We start from the raw sequence: 17,277 nt of genomic DNA, 5'->3' as shown, positions 1-17,277 counted from the left end.
ATTACATAGTCCCATATATTTTAAAAAAAGAGTGCAAAAGGTCACAAAATTTCACGTTTTCTGTCGATATAATAAAGGAGTATATAGGAGATGAGGAGATCAATGATGTTTGGAAAAGGAAAAGTGAGGCAGCTGGAGGATGAAAAGCGGGAACTTGAAGCAAAAATCCAGTTTGCTGAAGAAGAGTTTCAGCGCAGGGAAAAATATTATCAGACACTGATTCATTCTTTTAATGAAGATTTAACGAATACGGTGAGTCAGCATGAGATGGTCAATGGGCAGCATTACATGCTGGGAGACCTGGTTCTAAAAATTAAAGACGGGTTTGAAAACGTAAAAAGGCATAGTGAAGCCACTTTTACAAATAGCCTCACTTTATCGGATAAAGGGGGAAATCTGATCCAGTCTGCAAAAGAGATGGTGAAAAGCTCGGAGGAAGGCCGAGGATCCGTCAGCAAGTCTGAACAGCTGATTAAGCAGCTGGGAGAGCAATTAGAAGTGAATTCGCAGAAGATGGAGGCACTGAGCAAAAGGTCAAAAGAAATTGAGATGATTGTCCAGGTCATTAAAGATATCGCGGAACAAACAAATCTCCTGGCACTAAATGCATCCATCGAAGCAGCGCGCGCAGGCGAGCAGGGAAAAGGATTTGCAGTGGTGGCGGATGAGGTCCGGAAACTTGCCGAAAGTACAGCGACGAGCACGGCTAATATTAGTTCCCTGACGAAAAATATTCAGGACGATATTGAAGCAACACTGAACTCAACAGTCGCAAGCACCGAATTAATTAAAGATGGCATGTCCCTCAGCGGGCAAACTACCAGCAAAATAGACTCAATTACCAACCTCATCCATACGGTAGAATCTGAAGTCAGTGAAGTGATTGAAATGATAAACATTCAGAAGGGGTATTCCCAAGAGGTGGCCGATGAGATTTCAGAAACAAAGTATGTTTTTGATCAAGTAAACGAACTGATCCAGAGGCATATTGACGATGCGAGGGTCGTTGATGAGAAGCTGGAAGGCGCCATCTCGCAGGTTAAGGCAGTAAACTACTAAGTTTCCAAGAGGGGTCAATTATGAAAAAGAAAAAACAGAAGAAGCAGAGAGAAAAAGGGTCGCTGTTTTCATTTACAATTAGGAAGAAATTATTGCTCTCATTCATTATTATTCTATTAATTCCTTCCATTTCAATCGGATGCATATCCTATCAGAAGGCACATGATGAGATTAAAAACCAGATTGAGATGAGTGCAAATGAGAATGTAAAAATCCTTGACCAGTTTATTATGAACTTTATTAAACCCAAGATGGAGGATACAAATTATTTTTCCAAGCAGATCAAGAAGGATTTTTATACAGATGAAGTTTTAGATAAAACAACAAATGCCTTTAGCCAGTATAAAGAGCTCCATCCGGAGGCAGTCGCTATTTATGCTGGTTCTGAAGAGGGTGATTTAGTCATCTATCCGCGGGCAGATCTGCCTGCTGACTTCGATGCCACTACACGCCCCTGGTACCAGGGAGCCATGGAAGCAAAGGGAAAAGCCTTCATCACAGAGCCATATGTTGATGCTGTAAGCGGAAATATCCTAATTACAGTAGCCCAAAAGCTTGGCGACAGCTCTGGCGTTATCGGGATTGATTTAAGCCTGTCTGCTCTAAGCGAGCTATCCAATAACATTAAGATTGGGAAAGAAGGATATCCAGCTATCTTGAGTGCGGAGGGAAGCTTTTTAGTGCACCCGCAGGAGAAGCCAGGTACACAGGCAGAGGGAAGCTGGCTGCCGGAAGTCCTGGAAAAGGAAAAAGGGCAGGTAGAATATACTCTTGAAGGCGAAAAGAAGGAAATGCACTTTACCACCAATGGGCTGACAGGCATGAAGGTGCTTGGCACAATGAATCTGGAAGAAGTAACATCAGCCGTACAGCCTATCTTCATGTCGACGATTATATTCATAGCCATTTTCGTCCTTATAGGTGCACTTATTTCTTATTTTATTGTCCGCTCGATTACTCGCCCGCTCAATCAGCTGATTGCAGCAACAGATAAAGTCAGCGAAGGAGATCTGACCCAGAAGTTCGATGTGAAAAATAACGATGAAATCAGCAAACTGGGTATCAGCTTCAATAAAATGGTCCTTTCACTGCAGCAGCTTATTAACCATGTGAGCGAAAAAGCGGTTCACCTTGCTTCTTCATCAGAACAGCTGACGGCAAGCTCTGAGCAGAATAACATGGCAACAGAACAGGTGGCCAACTCCATTCAGGAAGTAGCATCTGCAACTGAGCAGCAGACAGAAAAAGTGAAAGAAAGCACTTCTGTTGTAAAAGAGATGTCAGGGCGCATTCAGCAAATCATGCTGAATACAAACGTTGTGGCCCAAACCGCTAATGAGACAAATGAAGTGGTAGTAAAAGGAAATGAAGCAATCGATCTTTCTACGAACCAAATGAAAAATATTAATTTAACAGTTTCTGAATTAGGTTCCATTGTTCATACGTTAGGGAAGCGCTCGGAGGAAATTGGCCAGATTGTCAATGTTATTTCCGAAATTGCCGCTCAGACGAATTTGCTCGCGCTTAATGCAGCCATTGAAGCAGCAAGAGCAGGCGAGCACGGAAGGGGATTTGCAGTTGTAGCCGATGAAGTCCGCAAGCTGGCGGAACAATCATCCAAATCGACGGAAAGCATCCGCGAACTGATCTCAACGATCCAAACGGATACAGGCAAAGCCATCTCTTCCATGGAAAAAGGAACAGCTGAAGTGGAAAAAGGAATTGACCTGGTTAACAATGCAGGAGATGCCTTCAGCCACATCCAGCAATTTGCCGACACCGTTTCGGGCCAGATTGCGGAAGTTTCCTCATCCATAAAGGACATGGCTGAAGGTGCCGACCAGGTGGTAGAACTCGTAAGCGCAATCGAAGAAATTGCCGCTGTCACCACAGCTGAAAGCCAGGATGTATCCGCTGCTACAGAAGAGCAGCTGGCGTCTATGGAAGAAATTGCGGCATCTGCTGCTTCACTTTCGGGAATGGCGGAGGAGCTGCTGGATTCTATTAAGAAGTTTAAAGTGAGTTAAATAGAAGGACCCGCCGGTTTGGCGGGTCTGTTTTTATGTGAACCCTGCAAAAAGAGCACGGAAACATACAAATAGATGCTTAGCCCTGCAAATAGGGCTGGAAATTCTGCAAATAGAATAGGTAATTTACAAATAGTTAGCTGGATTCTGCAAATAGATGAACTGCATAAGAACGGGAAACGGCTCGCTTAGTTGATTATGCAAATAGAACCGGGGATTCTGCAAATAAACCGGAGTATGCTGCAAATAGCAGGATGAATTCTGCAAATAAAACTGGAAAAGTACAAATACCAGGCTGCTACCTGCAAATAGACGAGAAGCAATAGATCGGGGATCAGTCTAGGATGATCAAATTGCAAATAGAATCTTAGATTTTGCAAAAAGAACTCGGAACTCGCAAATAGATTAGGCTTTCTGCAAATAGATATATTCCTCCCAAATAAAAAAAGCTGCAAAAGCGTATCCAGCGCTTTCGCAGCTCCTTTTAAGGAAAATAGATATCAAGACGATTCTTATCTCTCCGCATAATATAGTAATTTTGAAAATCCTCGCCTATCAATTTATTACGATATTTCTTCGAATTGATGGTTACGATCCTTTTTCTGTTTTTGATAAAGTAAATTGTCCCCTGGTAAACGTAAATCTCATTAAAGCTGATTCCATCCCGATCAATAAGCTCCTCTTCATAATAATAATTCAAAATGACATGCCTGTTCTTATAATCACACAAAATCGTCAGGTCCCTCACTTGTTTTTCCATACCCTCAAAACATACCCCCCGCATCCGCATTGATCGATAAATTGAGGGTCCACTTTATTTCCGAAGTATATGAGCAGTGCTTCAGTCAGATAGTTATCGGGATTACCTAACTCAGCTGGAGTGACTATATTGACATAATATCCTTTAGCTGTCTGGCTGACTGCCGCCATCGCATCGTTGATCAGAAGCTCCAAATCACTAGTGTATTTACCATGCTCAAGTGAAATAGACCAGTTCTTTTCCATATTAGCACCTCAATTCAGCCTGATTATAAATTAAATTATTGGGAAAATTTGTGAGGTTAATCACTGTTCAGGGGATTTTTCGTAAATTCGGTGTCTTTTATTTCTTTTAAAAGAAAGGTTCATCCTGGAGAGTAATCTTGAAGCCGTATAGGGGGAGGGTATATGGGTGAATGAGCGGAATTGCGAGTTGGTAATTGACGGCTTAATAAGCCGGAAGTAGTCTTGGATAGCTGCTTCATGTGCCAGGGGGGAGGAAAACAAACACTTTGGGCAGTGCCATTTCCCCCAATGGAAAATCATCGGAAGGGAAGTGCATTTAGGACAGCTAACACCAGTGAGAATTTCTTCAGCTGAAACATTGAAGTGCTCGAGAATCTCGGATTGTGCAGGGTTATGTTTTTTTAACAAAGTCCGGCATAGCTTCCGTATCTCTTTAGGGTCAGTTTTTTCTTGAGGGTACTTATTTTCAATGCCATTCATTTTGGATAAAAGGTGATGAGAGTGTAAGACTCTCTTAGATATTTGCAGCGGGTCTGTCTCTGCCTTAATAATGGTAGAAGGATGGCTGATTACAACTAAAAATTCCAGTGGAATATCAGGAAATCCATTAAGACCAAGCCAGTTTCTAAACTGATTCGTCTGATGCCGAGCTTGTGAAAGGGGGTCCGGAAATCCTTCCTCTTTATCATTTTGGATGCGGATGACCTGCTGGAAATGAGGGCTGAAAATCAAGGTTCCTGTCCAATTTTTAACTTCCAATATGAGTGCGGAATTTGCAGTGAGCAGCAATGCATCGATTTGAAAAAAATGCGATCCGTTTGATAACCTCAAATCATGAAAAATCCAATACTTTTTAGGTTCAAGAAAGCTTAAGTAATAAAATAATCTTTCTTCTCCCTTAAAACCCGCGTTTCTCTTTTTATATTCTGAGATTACTTTCTCACGGGCGGGATGATGTTCGGGGATTCTTCTTAACAACACTTCAAGCTGTAGGTTAATTTCGGGGACTTTCAGGCTTTTAATAATCAAGTGTGTCTCTCCTTTCAATGATAATTAGTTATTTTCGATATAAATGTCTATATACCCTCCTTATACGGGAGCCTATTTGCAAATTTTCGTGCTCTAATTGCAGAAACTTCCACTCTATTTGCGAGTGTTAGTCATAGGCTTTGCCTTAAATATTCTATTTGCAGGAATCAAGCGGCTATTTGCAATTTTCCCGTTTCTATTTGCAGAAAGTCCCCTTCTATTTGCAAAACCGCCAATCTATTTGCAAGTTCCACTGCCCAATTTGCAAAGTTCGCATTCGACAAGGGACGAGGGGACAGTTAACCTGTCCCCATGTCCCGATCAAAAAGAACAGCCGCATCCGCAGCTGCCCCGAATAAGTTATTCATTTTGACCGTAGCTGATCAAGTTCGTGAAAATGCGGTAGCCTCCCGGAACCTGGCCTTGAATTTGGCGATAGAATACCAGGTTGGTATAAAGGTAGGTGCCTTCTCCGTAATCGGCCATGAGGATGCCGCCATCAAATGGCTCCTCGTTAGGATCCCCCATGCGCACGAAGGTTTCAAAGCGGTTATCCCACTGCATTGGATAGTATAATCCTCTTTCCTGAATCCAGTTGGCCCAGTCGTCTTGAGTGATGCTATTTGGATAGTTGAAGAGCGACGATTCAGGCTGCAGAACGGTAACAGGTGCATTTTCATCGGTTACCCTCCACTTGATGGATGGGTTTCCGATGGTCAGCGGGTATGGAGCAGTGCCTTCCGTCACCCAGCCATCGTTCGGCTTATGGTATTGGACCACCATATGCCCGCCATTTGCGACGTATTCTTTTAAACGTTCATTATTTGCTGTTAAGTCTTCACGTGAAAGGTAGGCACGGATACCAACAATGATTGTATCGTATTGGCTTAAGTCCCCTGAAGCAAGATCGGTCTCAGTAAGCTTTGTCACATCAAGTCCTGCATTGGACAAGTAATCTGCCACTTTATCAAAACCGCTTTCAATGTAGCCGACCTTTAACCCTTCTGGTGCCAGCAATTCAAAGGCTACTCCATTGACCTGGGCTGGATACAGGTAATAAAATGTTCCGATATGGTCATATTGAATTTCTTGAACTGTTGAATCAAAGGTCTTTCCATTTACAGCTGCCTCGGCGGATAGTTTAAAGTCGCCTTCCAGAATATCCGCAGGCGGGCTCAGTGTAAAGGTAACCTCTTTTTCCTCCAATGAAGCTCCGAAGTTAACTTCTGCTTTTTCCGGGCTTACTGACCAGCCTTCCGGAACATTTAAGGATACGGAAGCCTGTGCAGCTCCTTCACGGTAATTTTTCACTTTTACATTGACAGGCACTTCTTCCTGAACGTCAGCGGTATTAATAACCAGATCTTCAGGAGAAAGAGTAAGGCCAACGTCCGGCAGAACGGCAATGGTGCCATCCAAATCAGTAACAGTCACTGTCTTTGCACCGGCAGATCCATAGCTGACCTTTGCCTGTATGGCAGGGGTTTCGTATGCGTGATAATACGCTGCATCACCTGGAACTTGAACCTTAAAGGTAACTTCAGCCATTTTACCGGGTGCAAGGTCAGCTGCCTTGGATTTATTAGAAACCTCCCAGCCCTCAGGAGTGATCAGTTCAACATCAGCTTTCTTCAGCTTCTGACTGCTATTATTGGTTAACGTGACAGTAACAGACGTTTTCTGCCCTTTTGTCAGGATGTTGGACTCCGCCTGTGCATTAATCTCAAGGTCGGAGGATACAAGGCTCACATTCAGCAGCTGTTCTTTTTTCACTTCAAGCTTATGAAGCAGATCTGACTTCAGCTGGGAATCAAGCTTGGATTTCTGCGTTTTCTTTTCTAAACGGTCTGCTTCTTTTAATGCTTGCTGCGTTTTGCTGAATACCTGGCTATGGCTGGGATAGCTGGAGATAATTCTGTCCAGGCTTTTTTGGAATTTTGTAAAGTGCACCTGCAATGCTTTTTCTTTCTTAGGGAGCGTTTTTGCCCATTCGTTAAAATCATATGGGATACCGGCAAAAAGATCATTGCTGCCATTTGTTTCTACTGCGCTATCCACTAACTCCAAATCTGTTTGTCTTGGGGCGACAGGGATGTCATTTCCCATTCCCTGGCTTTTGTGCATATAGCGTGATTCCTCGCCGATTTGCGGATAGGACATGCCATAGATAGGATCAAACATGCCGATTTCAATCGATGTATCGGCTGTATCTTTACTTTCTGCCGGCAAATAAAACTTTTTAGTCTGCCAGACGGATAATCCTTCTTTTAATTGTTCAGGAAAAACGTTAGGATCTGCGGCATCTTTGAAGGCTTCCTGGCTGAGAATGGTCATTGTGCGGTGGTGTCCGTGCTGGGTATCCGAGTCTCTGAAGGATGGCATGATAATATCCGGCTGGTAAGTACGAATAAATCGGATTAATCTTTCATAAGTAAGGTCCTTGCCCCAGTGGCTTAGAGTTTCATCCTTTGTCTTGGAAAAGCCGAAATCATAGATGGTATCAGAGGTTGTTTCACTTAAATGGTAGGCCTTAACTCCGGTGATCTTCGCTGCTTCAATCATTTCGCGGGAGCGGATAATTCCAAGGCCGTTCCCAAGCTCCTGACCGATTTCATTCTGGCCGCCCTCGCCGCGGTTGGCAATCAGGCTTGAAGTTTTTACCCCAAGTCCTCGTGATAGGTAAGCAAGAAAGTCACTGCGCTCATCGTCAGGGTGTGCGCCTGTATTCAAAAAGCTGACCGTTGTGTCCAGCGGCTTCACTGCACTCCACAGGTCGGGGTCATGCTCTTCTGACTGGGCACTTCCGCTGAGAGGAAGAAGGGAGAGAATTAAAACTAAGGACAAAAAGTAAACAAAGATTTTTTTCAATTTGTGTAACCCCTTTCAAAATGGTTTAACAGCGCTCCTCTTACACTCCTTTCATCATAGGTCTAAAGCAGGTTAGTTAAACGTCCTAACTAACTACTGGCAACAACCCGCCTAATAAATTTCATAATAGGGTAAATCTGTTAATAATTCAATATTCTAAAAATTAATTATATTAAAATCCTCCTTTAGTCATATAAATAATCATAATTATCATAAAATTAAAAATAGTGGGTTGTAAACGATTACCAGGTAGGTTATATTGAAGTTAATTAGTAATATTTACTAACCAAATCAATTAAGGCCGTGATGTGATGAATTTTAATGGGACACCGATGCAAATGAAATCAATCAATAAAAAGAGAGTACTTCAATGGATTCAGGAAAATTCACCGACTTCAAGGGCCGAGATTGCTGCGAAGATTTCCATAAGCAAGCCGACTGTTTCTTTGCTGGTAGATGAATTGATAGGGGAAAAGTGGGTGTATGAAAAGGGGATAGGCGAATCGTCTTCACAAGGCGGAAGGAGACCGATACATCTTTATTTCAACGAAAAAGCGGCTTATGTAATCGGAACAGATATCGGCGGCACGAAAGTAAAGATAGTCATTAGCGATCTCGGAGGCAACATTGTCCATTCCAGCAGTTTTTCAACCTGTCAATTTTTAGAATCTGGACTTTTAAAACAAATCGCCAAAGATGTACAGTCCATGCTGGATGAATGCCAAATCCCATTTGAACAGGTGCTTGGAATGGGAGCAGGGGTTCCGGGGATTACACAAACATCCAGCGGAGTCGTCCTGGAAGCACCGAGCCTCAACTGGATTCGATACCCGTTCTTAACGGAAGCAAATAAATACTTCTCTTTCCCGGTTCATGTGGACAATGATGTGAATGTTGCAGCACTTGGGGAACAATGGCTCGGAAACGCAAAGAATAAACAGAATGTTCTGTTTATGGCGGTCGGAACAGGGATTGGAAGCGGAATTATTATCAATAATCAGCTGTACCGCGGGTATTCAAATGCTGCTGGCGAGATGGGCTATATGGTAACGGATAAAACAGATATGAAAAAAGACTTTAAGCCAATCTTTCACCGCTACGGTTATTTGGAAAGCGTTGCCGGCGGAAAATCCATCGGGAAAAAACTGACGGAAGTCATTCAGCAGAATTCGGACCACCCTGCCTACTCTCAGGCAATAAAGGGCGAACTGCCGGGGGAAATGGCCTTTGCGCTTGCAAAAAAAGGCGACAAGTTAGCCATTGAGGTCATTGAAGAAGCCATTGAACATTTGGCCTATGGAATCATTAATGCCGCGAGCTTATTGAATCCTGAAGTCATTATTTTAGGAGGTGGTGTTCTAAAATCATCTGATTACATTTTGCCTAAATTGGACAGGATCGTGAATCACTATCTTCCAAGTTCAGTAGAATTAAAGACTTCAAGATTAGGTGATAATGCGGGAGTCCTTGGTGCTGTTTCACTCTTTTTGCGGGAGCATGAAAGTATTATCAAATTTTCTTAATGAGGGGGATTTTTCAAATGAAAAATAAGAAAAGGGCATCGATTTTAACCACTTTATCCATTTCGGCTGCACTAATGCTTTCAGCTTGCAGTTCTGAACAGGGATCCAGCTCAAGCTCTGAGAATGAGCAGGGAGAGAAAGAGAATAAGCTGGAAGAAAAGGTAGTTATCTATTCACCGCATGGAAAGGATATTCTATCAAAGTTTGAACAGCAATTCGAGGAAAAATATCAGATTGATGTGGAATGGCTTGATATGGGATCACAGGAAATCCTGGACCGGATCCGCTCCGAGAAAAACAATCCACAGGCTGATGTCTGGTGGGGAGCGCCATCTGTAAACTTCGATCAGGCAAAGGATGAAGGACTGTTAAAGCCATATGAGCCTTCATATGCAGGAAGTCTGGCAGAAGGCTTCCACGATCCTGAGTGGCACTGGTCCGGAACAAGCCAAACACCGGAAGTCATTATGTATAACAGCAAAGAATTATCAGAAGATGAAGCGCCTAAAGACTGGGATGAGCTTCTTGATCCGAAGTGGAAGGATGAAATCATCATCCGCTACCCGCTGGCATCGGGAACGATGAGAACGATCTTTTCAGCCATGATTTACCGCGACTTTAAGGACTCCAGCGATACAGCGGCCGGTTACGAATGGCTTGAAAAATTGGATGCCAACACGAAAGAATACGCAGCAAACCCTGAAATGATGTACAACAAGGTAGCCAAAGGGGAAGGAAAGCTATCTGTCTGGGCAATGCCTGACGTTGTCATGTTAAAGGAAAATAAAAATTACCCATTTGAATTCATCATTCCGGAAAGCGGAACACCAGTCCTGACAGAAGGGATTGCTGTTGTGAATGATGCTCCGCATCCAAAGGCGGCTGAAGCATTCTATGAGTTTGTCAACACACCTGAAGCAGCCAAAATCCTTGCTGAGGAATTTTACCGCATTCCAACAAGGGATGATGTGGAAGGGCTCCCTGAATGGATTACAGAAACAGAGATTAAGAGCATGGATATTGACTGGAAGGTATTCCAGGAGAACAGCGACAGCTGGATGAAGTATTGGGATGAAAACATTAAGAGCGGAGAAAAAGAAATTAAAGAATAGGAAGTGTAATAGGTATGGCGTCCATAAAAATAGATAATGTCCAAAAAGCCTTTGGAAAGGTTATTGCAGTCGATCATTTAAATCTGGATATAAAGGATGGGGAATTCTTCACCTTCCTTGGACCAAGTGGGTGCGGAAAGACAACCACACTGCGGATGATTGCTGGATTCTATTATCCTACTAAAGGTGTTGTCCGTTTCGGCGATAAGGATATGACGCGTGTACCTCCTGAAAAGAGAAATACGGGCATGGTTTTCCAAAACTATGCCCTTTTTCCTCACATGACGGTGTTTGAAAATGTCGCTTTTGGATTAAGGGTCAGGAAACTTGGCTCCAAGGAGCTCAATATAAAAGTAAAGGATGTATTGCAAAAGGTGAGGCTTGAGCAATACGCCGATCGTCAGGTGAGCCAGTTAAGCGGAGGTCAGCAGCAACGTGTCGCGCTGGCAAGGGCATTGGTGATTGAACCGGAGATTTTGCTCCTGGATGAGCCACTCAGCAACCTGGATGCCAAGCTGCGGGATGAAATGAGAAGCGAAATACTGAGATTGCAAAAGGATTATAATATCACCACCATCTATGTTACCCATGATCAGGCAGAAGCTTTATCCATGAGCGATCGGATTGCGGTATTTAACTTTGGGGTCTGCCACCAGGTGGGAACACCCTCAGAAATCTATAATGAACCAGCCAATGATTTCGTAGCGGGTTTTATTGGAGAAATCAATCTGCTGCCTGTGAAGATCAGCAGGATAGAAGATGAACACATTCTGGTACATGTGCAGAACGATGAAAGTGCCAATGGGATTTTCGTCCGAAATGCCCCATTTAATTATAATCAGGAAAACAAAGGGAACCTGGCATTATCCATTCGTCCTGAATCTATTAAAATACTGGAAAAAGAGACAGAAGGGAAAAATATCTTCAAAGGAATGGTTGAGGAAGTCCATTTTTTTGGCTCCCTCATCAATGTTGTGGTCAGGGCTGCAGGCCTTAAGCTTCAGGTGAATGCCCTGAATAGCGGCTTATCCAGAAGCCTGCAGGAGGGTGCAGAGATTTGGGTGGAATTGCCTGAAGAGCAGATGCGGATCATTCCTGTGGTGACAGGTGATGCATCATGATTAAAAATCGGGATACGAGGCTGACCCTGCTCCTTCTTATTCCGGTCCTGCTGGTTCTCATAGCTTATGTTTTATACCCCTCTTTACGGACCATAATGGAAAGTCTGCAGAAAGACGGAAGCATGAACTTCGGGAATTACAGTGATTTTTTTACCCAGGAATCGAAGACCAATCTGGAGGCCCTGTGGAATTCTGTATATATTTCGATATTAAGTGTCCTGGTCAGTGCGCTGATCGGCATCCCGCTGGCATTCATTTTCATCCGGTATGATTTTCCGGGCAGAGGCTTCTTTGCATCGGCTGCCATCATGCCGATCGTCCTGCCGTCACTGGTAGGAGTAATGGCGTTCATGTTCCTGTATGGGGAAACCGGATTGATACCCAATGCCATTAAAGACTTATTCGGGCTGGATGAAGTCCCTTTCAAAATAGGCGGCATATCAGGCATTTTGATTGTCCATGCATATACTATGTATGTGTATTTCTATATGACTGTTTCATCAGCCATTAATAAAATTGATCCATCCCTTGAAGAAGCTGCATACAACCTGGGGGCCACCCGGTTTAAAGTGTTCTGGAAAGTAACCTTTCCATTATTGACACCGGCTATTGTTGCAGCATCATTATTGGTGTTTATGATCTCGATGGCATCCTTCAGTGCGCCGTTTCTGCTTGCAGGCGGATTCAGGGTGCTTAGCCTGCAGATCTATTTTTCGAAAATTAATGGCGATATGGAAGTGGCCGCCACGCAATCGGTTATTTTATCGGTTGTATCGATCAGCTTCCTGCTGTTTATGCGCTGGTACCAAAACCGCAAGGATTACCGGATGGCATCTAAAGGGATTGGCGCCCATCGCAGTGAAGTGAATAATCCTGTTTTGAAGTGGATACTGGTCTTTACAGGAATCGTGGGAGTCATCATTCTGCTGCTTCCGCATTTCACGATTCTCCTATTATCGCTCGTGCCGGACGGAACGTGGACATGGCAGACCTATCCATCGGTATTTAATTTTGAAAACTACCGTTTATTGTTCCAGGATCCGAACATATTCAAGCCATTGAAAAATAGCTTGCTCCTGTCGGTTATTGCTACAGCCGGGAATCTGGTCTTTGGGGTATTGGCATCCTATGTACTCGTTAAACGGAAATTTGTCGGAAAAAGCTTTGTGGATATTTTAGTTATGATTCCATGGGCATTGCCGGCTACCGTTATCGGGATGAATTTGATTTTTGCTTTTAATGAGCCAACCATCTTCTCGTTTGGCAATATTCTCGTCGGCACATTCTGGATTTTGCCTCTGGCCTATTTTATCCGCCATATTCCATTAGTCGTCAGATCCACCAATGCTGTATTGGAGCAATTGGATGATTCCATAGAAGAAGCCTCAAGAAGCCTTGGGGCAAAGTGGTTCTATACGTTCAGAAAAGTAATCCTTCCGATTATTATGCCAGGGGTTTTATCAGGGACATTACTGGCTTTTGTGGAGTCTGTCGGTGAATTTCCTACTTCTGTATTGCTGTACACTCTTTCAAACCGCCCTATTTCCATCGAGATTATGAATCAGCTGAGAATGTTCAATATGGGCCAGGCGGCAGCTTACGGTATGATCCAGATTACTTTAATCGCACTGGTTCTGTTCATATCAAACAAGTTTTTTGGAGTTAAGGCTGAAAAATCATTGTCTTAAAAAGGAGTTGAAAAGATGAGCAAATTAGAAGAGTTTATTAAAAATGAAGGCCATGCCTTTCCCGGCAAAACATATGCAGAAGAACTGCTGATGCCCGTTTTTAATGATCAGCGGGACTATCTGTTCCATGTCATGTTCGATATTCATCGGGCACATGTGATCATGCTGGCGGAAAAGGGGATCATTCCTGAAGAAGAATCAAAAACCATGCTGGAAGGCATCAATAAAGTGGCCATGTCAGATACCGGTTCAATATCGTATCAGCCTCAATTTGAAGATCTCTTTTTTATGATGGAAGCGAAAATTGGAGAAGTGATCGGCGATGAATTGGCCGGGAAAATCCATATTGCCCGGAGCCGGAATGATATGGGCATTGCCATGTACAGACTGGTCCTAAGAGAACATCTGCTGCAGCTTCTGGGTAGTGCCTATCAGCTTAGTGAGGCATTGCTGGAGCAGGCTGAAGAGCATAATGAAACCTATATGACCGGCTATACCCATACACAGCCGGCCCAGCCGACCACTTTAGGGCATTATCTACTCGCTGTCTATGATGTCCTCCAGAGGGATATTAAACGGCTGTGGGCTGCCTATAAAACCGTTAACAAATCCTCGCTCGGTGCAGCTGCCCTTACTACGACCGGCTTTCCGATTTGCAGGGATCGCACCCGTGACTTATTGGGGTTTGAAGGAATTATTGAAAACTCGTATGACTCGATTGCGGGAGCCGATTACCTGCTGGAAACCTCATCGGCCCTGATGACCTGCATGGTGAATACAGGCAGATGGATTCAGGATTTCCTTCAGCATGTAACACGAGAGTTTGGCACCTTCCAGGTGGCGGATCCTTACGTGCAGGTGAGCAGCATTATGCCTCAAAAAAGGAACCCGGTTTCAATTGAGCATTCCAGATCCATTGCGAGCAGCGCCTACGGTGAAGCATATGCAGCCATGAACATGGTTCATAATACGCCATTTGGGGATATCGTTGATACAGAAGATGATCTGCAGCCTCATTTGTATCGTGCTTTTACCAATGCCAATCGGGTATTAAAGCTGATGTACGCCGTGATTGCCACATTAAAAGTCAATAAAGACCATGCGAAAGAAATGGCAAAAAAGTCGTGCATCACGATCACCGAACTGGCTGACACCCTGGCAAGAGACTACAGCATCCCATTCCGGAAGGCCCACTCCATTGCCAGCTATATTTCAAAACAAACGGTGAAGGATCAGAAAGAACTGTGCGACTGGAAAGTAGCGGACGTGAATGAAGTCATTCGGGGATATGTTCCCGTTTCCCTGACAGAGGAAGAGTGGAAGAAAATCATTTCTCCTGAATACTTTGTGAAGATCCGCAGCCTCCAGGGAGGACCAAATCCGGATGAGGTCTCGAGAATGATCAAGGATCGGAATGAAACCCTCACAGGGGATCTGCTGAGCTATGAGGGGACTGTGAGAGGGCTTAAGGAGAAGCGGGAGAATTTGATTAACTTTAGGTTTTGACTAGTGTTTTTTTATAAAGCGAAATTCGCCAATTGCGAGTTCGCTTTTTTTATTTCTCTGCTAATATGAGTCCAACTCTTGCAAAAATACCCTTACAGAATTCGGACTTCATTTTCTGTAATACAGGAGTATAATACCTATTAAGCAGACAATTCGATGAATTTAGAGTCTGACTTTTTGCAAACTTACTATTTAGAATCAGTTAAAGGAGGAGCGCTCCCGATGATTCTTGACCAGCGCTGCATGGCGATTTTGACGAAAATGGTCCATGCGCCTTCACATGTTTCTCCGCAGGAGCTAATGGAAGAATTACAGATTTCCAAGCGGACTGTTTATTATGATGTTGAAAAAATTAATAGCTGGCTGAAAAACCAGGGTTTAGATGAGCTGAAGTATGTCCGGGCTGCTGGATTTTTTCTCGATGAAGAAGAAAAGCAGCAGATTAAACAGCGGCTGCATTCATTTGATAAAGCTGCCGGTTATGAGTTTTCACGAAAAGAAAGAATGGTCTGGACTGCCATCCTCATCCTGACCCGCGAGAAAACCATTTATCTGCAGGATCTGATGGATAAGCTGGGTGTCAGCAGGAGTACGCTTCTGGCAGATATCAAGGAATTAAAAAGCAGCTTAACCAGTTTAAGGTTCAGTTGAATTTCCATAAACCTTCTGGCTACTATATTGCCGGCGATGAGCAGGATAAACGGAAAATGCTGATTTACTGCTTAACACAGGTTTTAACCAATCGAGGGTGGAACGATTTATTATCCGAAGTTCAGTTAACCATCCAGGACACGCCGGGCCTGTCGCATGAAATGTTTCAGCGTACGGATTTAGAAACGATCTATGAGATTCTGAATGAAAGTGAATCCTATTCCGGTGTTCATTACACAGATGAAGTGATGGAGACGCTAAGCGCCCATATATTTATGCTCATCAAAAGGTTTAGCCAGGGGAAATACATTAAGATGGATCCTGTTGAAAAACAGGTCATTAAAGAATCGAAAGAGTACAATGCTGCTCGATTTATTTGCAGGAAAATTGAAAGCGGTTTCCAGCTTGAGGTTCCTGACGATGAAGCCTGCTATCTTGCAACCTACCTGTTAGGTGCGAAAATAAGCGACTATGATACACATGAGCTGGAAAACCAGGACCTTGATATCCTCAAATCAATGGCAGTAAGAATGGTCGATGATTTTCAAAAATATGCCTGTGTGTTTTTTCAAAATCGGAAGGATCTTGAACGGAATTTACTGATTCATTTAAAACCGGCTTATTTCCGAATCAAGTATGGGATTGAACTGGAGAATCCATTATCCAAATCTGTACAGGAGTCTTATCAGGATCTGTTTATTCTTACCAAAAAAGTGGTTCATCATTTTGAGTACGTACTAGGCAAAAAAGTATCGGATGATGAAGCGGCCTATATTGCGATGCACTTTGGAGGCTGGATTGATAAAGAAGGCGTAAGGGTGGAAGCCCGCAAAAAAGCGGCTGTGGTGTGTGCCAGCGGAATCGGCACGTCCCGAATCCTTCAGAAGCAAATTGAAGATCTCATGCCGTTTGTCGATGTGGCGAATGTATACACCGTCCGTGAATATGAGAAAGCGTCCCTGGCTGATTTGGACTTTGTCATTTCGACCACGCCAGTATCCCGGAAAAATGTACCGGTATTTATTGTAAATCCGATTCTTAACCCGTCCGAGAAGGAATCTCTGCTTAAGCAGGTTCAGGCATCAGAAAAAAGGCCGAAATCAGAAAACATAGAGGCATTGATGGACATTATCCGGAAGCATGCAGATATAAAAGACGAAAGCATGCTGATCCAGGAATTGAAAGCCTACCATCAATCGAATAAAGAAGCCAAAAGTGAGGTGGACCAAAAGCCAATGTTAAATGAAGTTTTAACTGCCGATAAAATTCAATTTGCAGATTATGCCCCAAGCTGGCAGGAAGCACTGCAAATGGCGTCACAGCCGTTATTGGCCGATCAATCCATCAGCCGGAATTACATTGATGCCATGATTGAAAACGTAAATGAAATGGGACCATATATCGTCATCGCGCCTGGAATTGCCCTTCCTCATGCCCGCCCTGAAGCTGGCGTGAACAAGCTGGGAATGAGCTTCCTGCAATTAAAGGAAAGCTGTGCTTTTTCGGAAAAGCCGGAGCATCAGGTAAGATTATTCTTTGTGCTGGCAGCCATCGATAATGAAACCCATTTAAAAGCATTATCCCAGCTTTCCAAAATGCTGTCTGACAGCGATAACCTTGAAAAGCTGCAGAATGTGGATACAGCAGCTGGCGTATTAGAAATTATTAATCAATATTCACAAGACTAA

At 43.5% G+C, this 17,277-nt stretch carries 13 protein-coding genes; 9 read left to right on the top strand and 4 right to left on the bottom strand.

The window, feature by feature from the left end; all coding sequences use genetic code 11:
• Window positions 1–90 precede the first annotated feature (90 nt).
• Both ACXAD1_RS22785 and ACXAD1_RS22780 read left to right on the top strand, forming a co-directional pair.
• Window positions 91–1,059 (top strand): methyl-accepting chemotaxis protein, encoded by a 969-nt coding sequence (locus ACXAD1_RS22785; RefSeq protein ID WP_474911120.1) that lies wholly within the window; start codon window positions 91–93, stop codon window positions 1,057–1,059.
• A 20-nt stretch (window positions 1,060–1,079) separates the two neighbouring features.
• Window positions 1,080–3,086 (top strand): methyl-accepting chemotaxis protein, encoded by a 2,007-nt coding sequence (locus tag ACXAD1_RS22780; protein ID WP_474911119.1) that lies wholly within the window; start codon window positions 1,080–1,082, stop codon window positions 3,084–3,086.
• Window positions 3,087–3,570: 484 nt separating this feature from the next.
• Here the strand turns inward: ACXAD1_RS22780 and ACXAD1_RS22775 are convergent, their stop codons facing one another.
• From ACXAD1_RS22775 to ACXAD1_RS22760, 4 genes are all read right to left on the bottom strand, one after another.
• Entirely contained in the window at window positions 3,571–3,846 is a 276-nt protein-coding gene (locus tag ACXAD1_RS22775; RefSeq protein WP_474911118.1) for a hypothetical protein, read from the bottom strand.
• Window positions 3,831–4,091 (bottom strand): CGCGG family putative rSAM-modified RiPP protein, encoded by a 261-nt coding sequence (locus tag ACXAD1_RS22770; protein ID WP_474911117.1) that lies wholly within the window; start codon window positions 4,089–4,091, stop codon window positions 3,831–3,833. The genes ACXAD1_RS22775 and ACXAD1_RS22770 overlap by 16 nt, the downstream gene beginning before the upstream one ends.
• A 60-nt stretch (window positions 4,092–4,151) precedes the next feature.
• Complete coding sequence (locus tag ACXAD1_RS22765) at window positions 4,152–5,120, bottom strand: NERD domain-containing protein (protein ID WP_474911116.1); 969 nt, start codon at window positions 5,118–5,120, stop codon at window positions 4,152–4,154.
• A gap of 360 nt (window positions 5,121–5,480) precedes the next feature.
• Window positions 5,481–7,988 carry an NEW3 domain-containing protein gene (locus ACXAD1_RS22760; RefSeq protein ID WP_474911115.1) on the bottom strand — a complete coding sequence of 836 codons (2,508 nt, stop codon included), beginning with the start codon at window positions 7,986–7,988 and terminating at the stop codon, window positions 5,481–5,483.
• A 311-nt stretch (window positions 7,989–8,299) separates the two neighbouring features.
• Between ACXAD1_RS22760 and ACXAD1_RS22755 the strand changes: the two genes are divergently transcribed.
• From ACXAD1_RS22755 to ACXAD1_RS22725, 7 genes are all read left to right on the top strand, one after another.
• Window positions 8,300–9,511, top strand: a complete 1,212-nt coding sequence (locus ACXAD1_RS22755; protein ID WP_474911114.1) for an ROK family transcriptional regulator — start codon at window positions 8,300–8,302, stop codon at window positions 9,509–9,511.
• Between the two features lie 17 nt (window positions 9,512–9,528).
• Complete coding sequence (locus ACXAD1_RS22750; protein WP_474911113.1) at window positions 9,529–10,623, top strand: extracellular solute-binding protein; 1,095 nt, start codon at window positions 9,529–9,531, stop codon at window positions 10,621–10,623.
• A gap of 14 nt (window positions 10,624–10,637) precedes the next feature.
• On the top strand, window positions 10,638–11,744 hold the full coding sequence (locus tag ACXAD1_RS22745) for an ABC transporter ATP-binding protein (RefSeq protein WP_474911112.1): 1,107 nt from the start codon (window positions 10,638–10,640) through the stop codon (window positions 11,742–11,744).
• Window positions 11,741–13,432: an ABC transporter permease gene (locus ACXAD1_RS22740; protein ID WP_474911111.1), complete on the top strand. Its 1,692-nt coding sequence runs from the start codon at window positions 11,741–11,743 to the stop codon at window positions 13,430–13,432. Before ACXAD1_RS22745 ends, ACXAD1_RS22740 begins: the two co-directional genes overlap by 4 nt.
• Before the next feature lie 15 nt (window positions 13,433–13,447).
• Window positions 13,448–14,938 carry an argininosuccinate lyase gene (gene argH, locus ACXAD1_RS22735; protein ID WP_474911110.1) on the top strand — a complete coding sequence of 497 codons (1,491 nt, stop codon included), beginning with the start codon at window positions 13,448–13,450 and terminating at the stop codon, window positions 14,936–14,938.
• 156 nt (window positions 14,939–15,094) lie between these two features.
• Window positions 15,095–15,589 (top strand): HTH domain-containing protein, encoded by a 495-nt coding sequence (locus tag ACXAD1_RS22730; RefSeq protein WP_474911109.1) that lies wholly within the window; start codon window positions 15,095–15,097, stop codon window positions 15,587–15,589.
• Complete coding sequence (locus tag ACXAD1_RS22725; RefSeq protein ID WP_474911108.1) at window positions 15,586–17,277, top strand: BglG family transcription antiterminator; 1,692 nt, start codon at window positions 15,586–15,588, stop codon at window positions 17,275–17,277. The genes ACXAD1_RS22730 and ACXAD1_RS22725 overlap by 4 nt, the downstream gene beginning before the upstream one ends.

It is taken from the genome of Cytobacillus sp. ABV4_503 (assembly GCF_056158445.1).
This window is presented reverse-complemented; position numbering and strand designations above follow the sequence as displayed.

What these genes read in the sequence shown, in the direction of transcription:
- argH (WP_474911110.1), top strand. Translation starts at nt 13,448, where the DNA reads ATGAGCAAATTAGAAGAGTTTATTAAAAATGAAGGCCATGCCTTTCCC.
- ACXAD1_RS22775 (WP_474911118.1), bottom strand. Translation starts at nt 3,846, where the DNA reads ATGGAAAAACAAGTGAGGGACCTGACGATTTTGTGTGATTATAAGAAC.
- ACXAD1_RS22745 (WP_474911112.1), top strand. Translation starts at nt 10,638, where the DNA reads ATGGCGTCCATAAAAATAGATAATGTCCAAAAAGCCTTTGGAAAGGTT.
- ACXAD1_RS22730 (WP_474911109.1), top strand. Translation starts at nt 15,095, where the DNA reads ATGAATTTAGAGTCTGACTTTTTGCAAACTTACTATTTAGAATCAGTT.
- ACXAD1_RS22780 (WP_474911119.1), top strand. Translation starts at nt 1,080, where the DNA reads ATGAAAAAGAAAAAACAGAAGAAGCAGAGAGAAAAAGGGTCGCTGTTT.
- ACXAD1_RS22740 (WP_474911111.1), top strand. Translation starts at nt 11,741, where the DNA reads ATGATTAAAAATCGGGATACGAGGCTGACCCTGCTCCTTCTTATTCCG.
- ACXAD1_RS22750 (WP_474911113.1), top strand. Translation starts at nt 9,529, where the DNA reads ATGAAAAATAAGAAAAGGGCATCGATTTTAACCACTTTATCCATTTCG.
- ACXAD1_RS22785 (WP_474911120.1), top strand. Translation starts at nt 91, where the DNA reads ATGAGGAGATCAATGATGTTTGGAAAAGGAAAAGTGAGGCAGCTGGAG.
- ACXAD1_RS22755 (WP_474911114.1), top strand. Translation starts at nt 8,300, where the DNA reads ATGAATTTTAATGGGACACCGATGCAAATGAAATCAATCAATAAAAAG.
- ACXAD1_RS22770 (WP_474911117.1), bottom strand. Translation starts at nt 4,091, where the DNA reads ATGGAAAAGAACTGGTCTATTTCACTTGAGCATGGTAAATACACTAGT.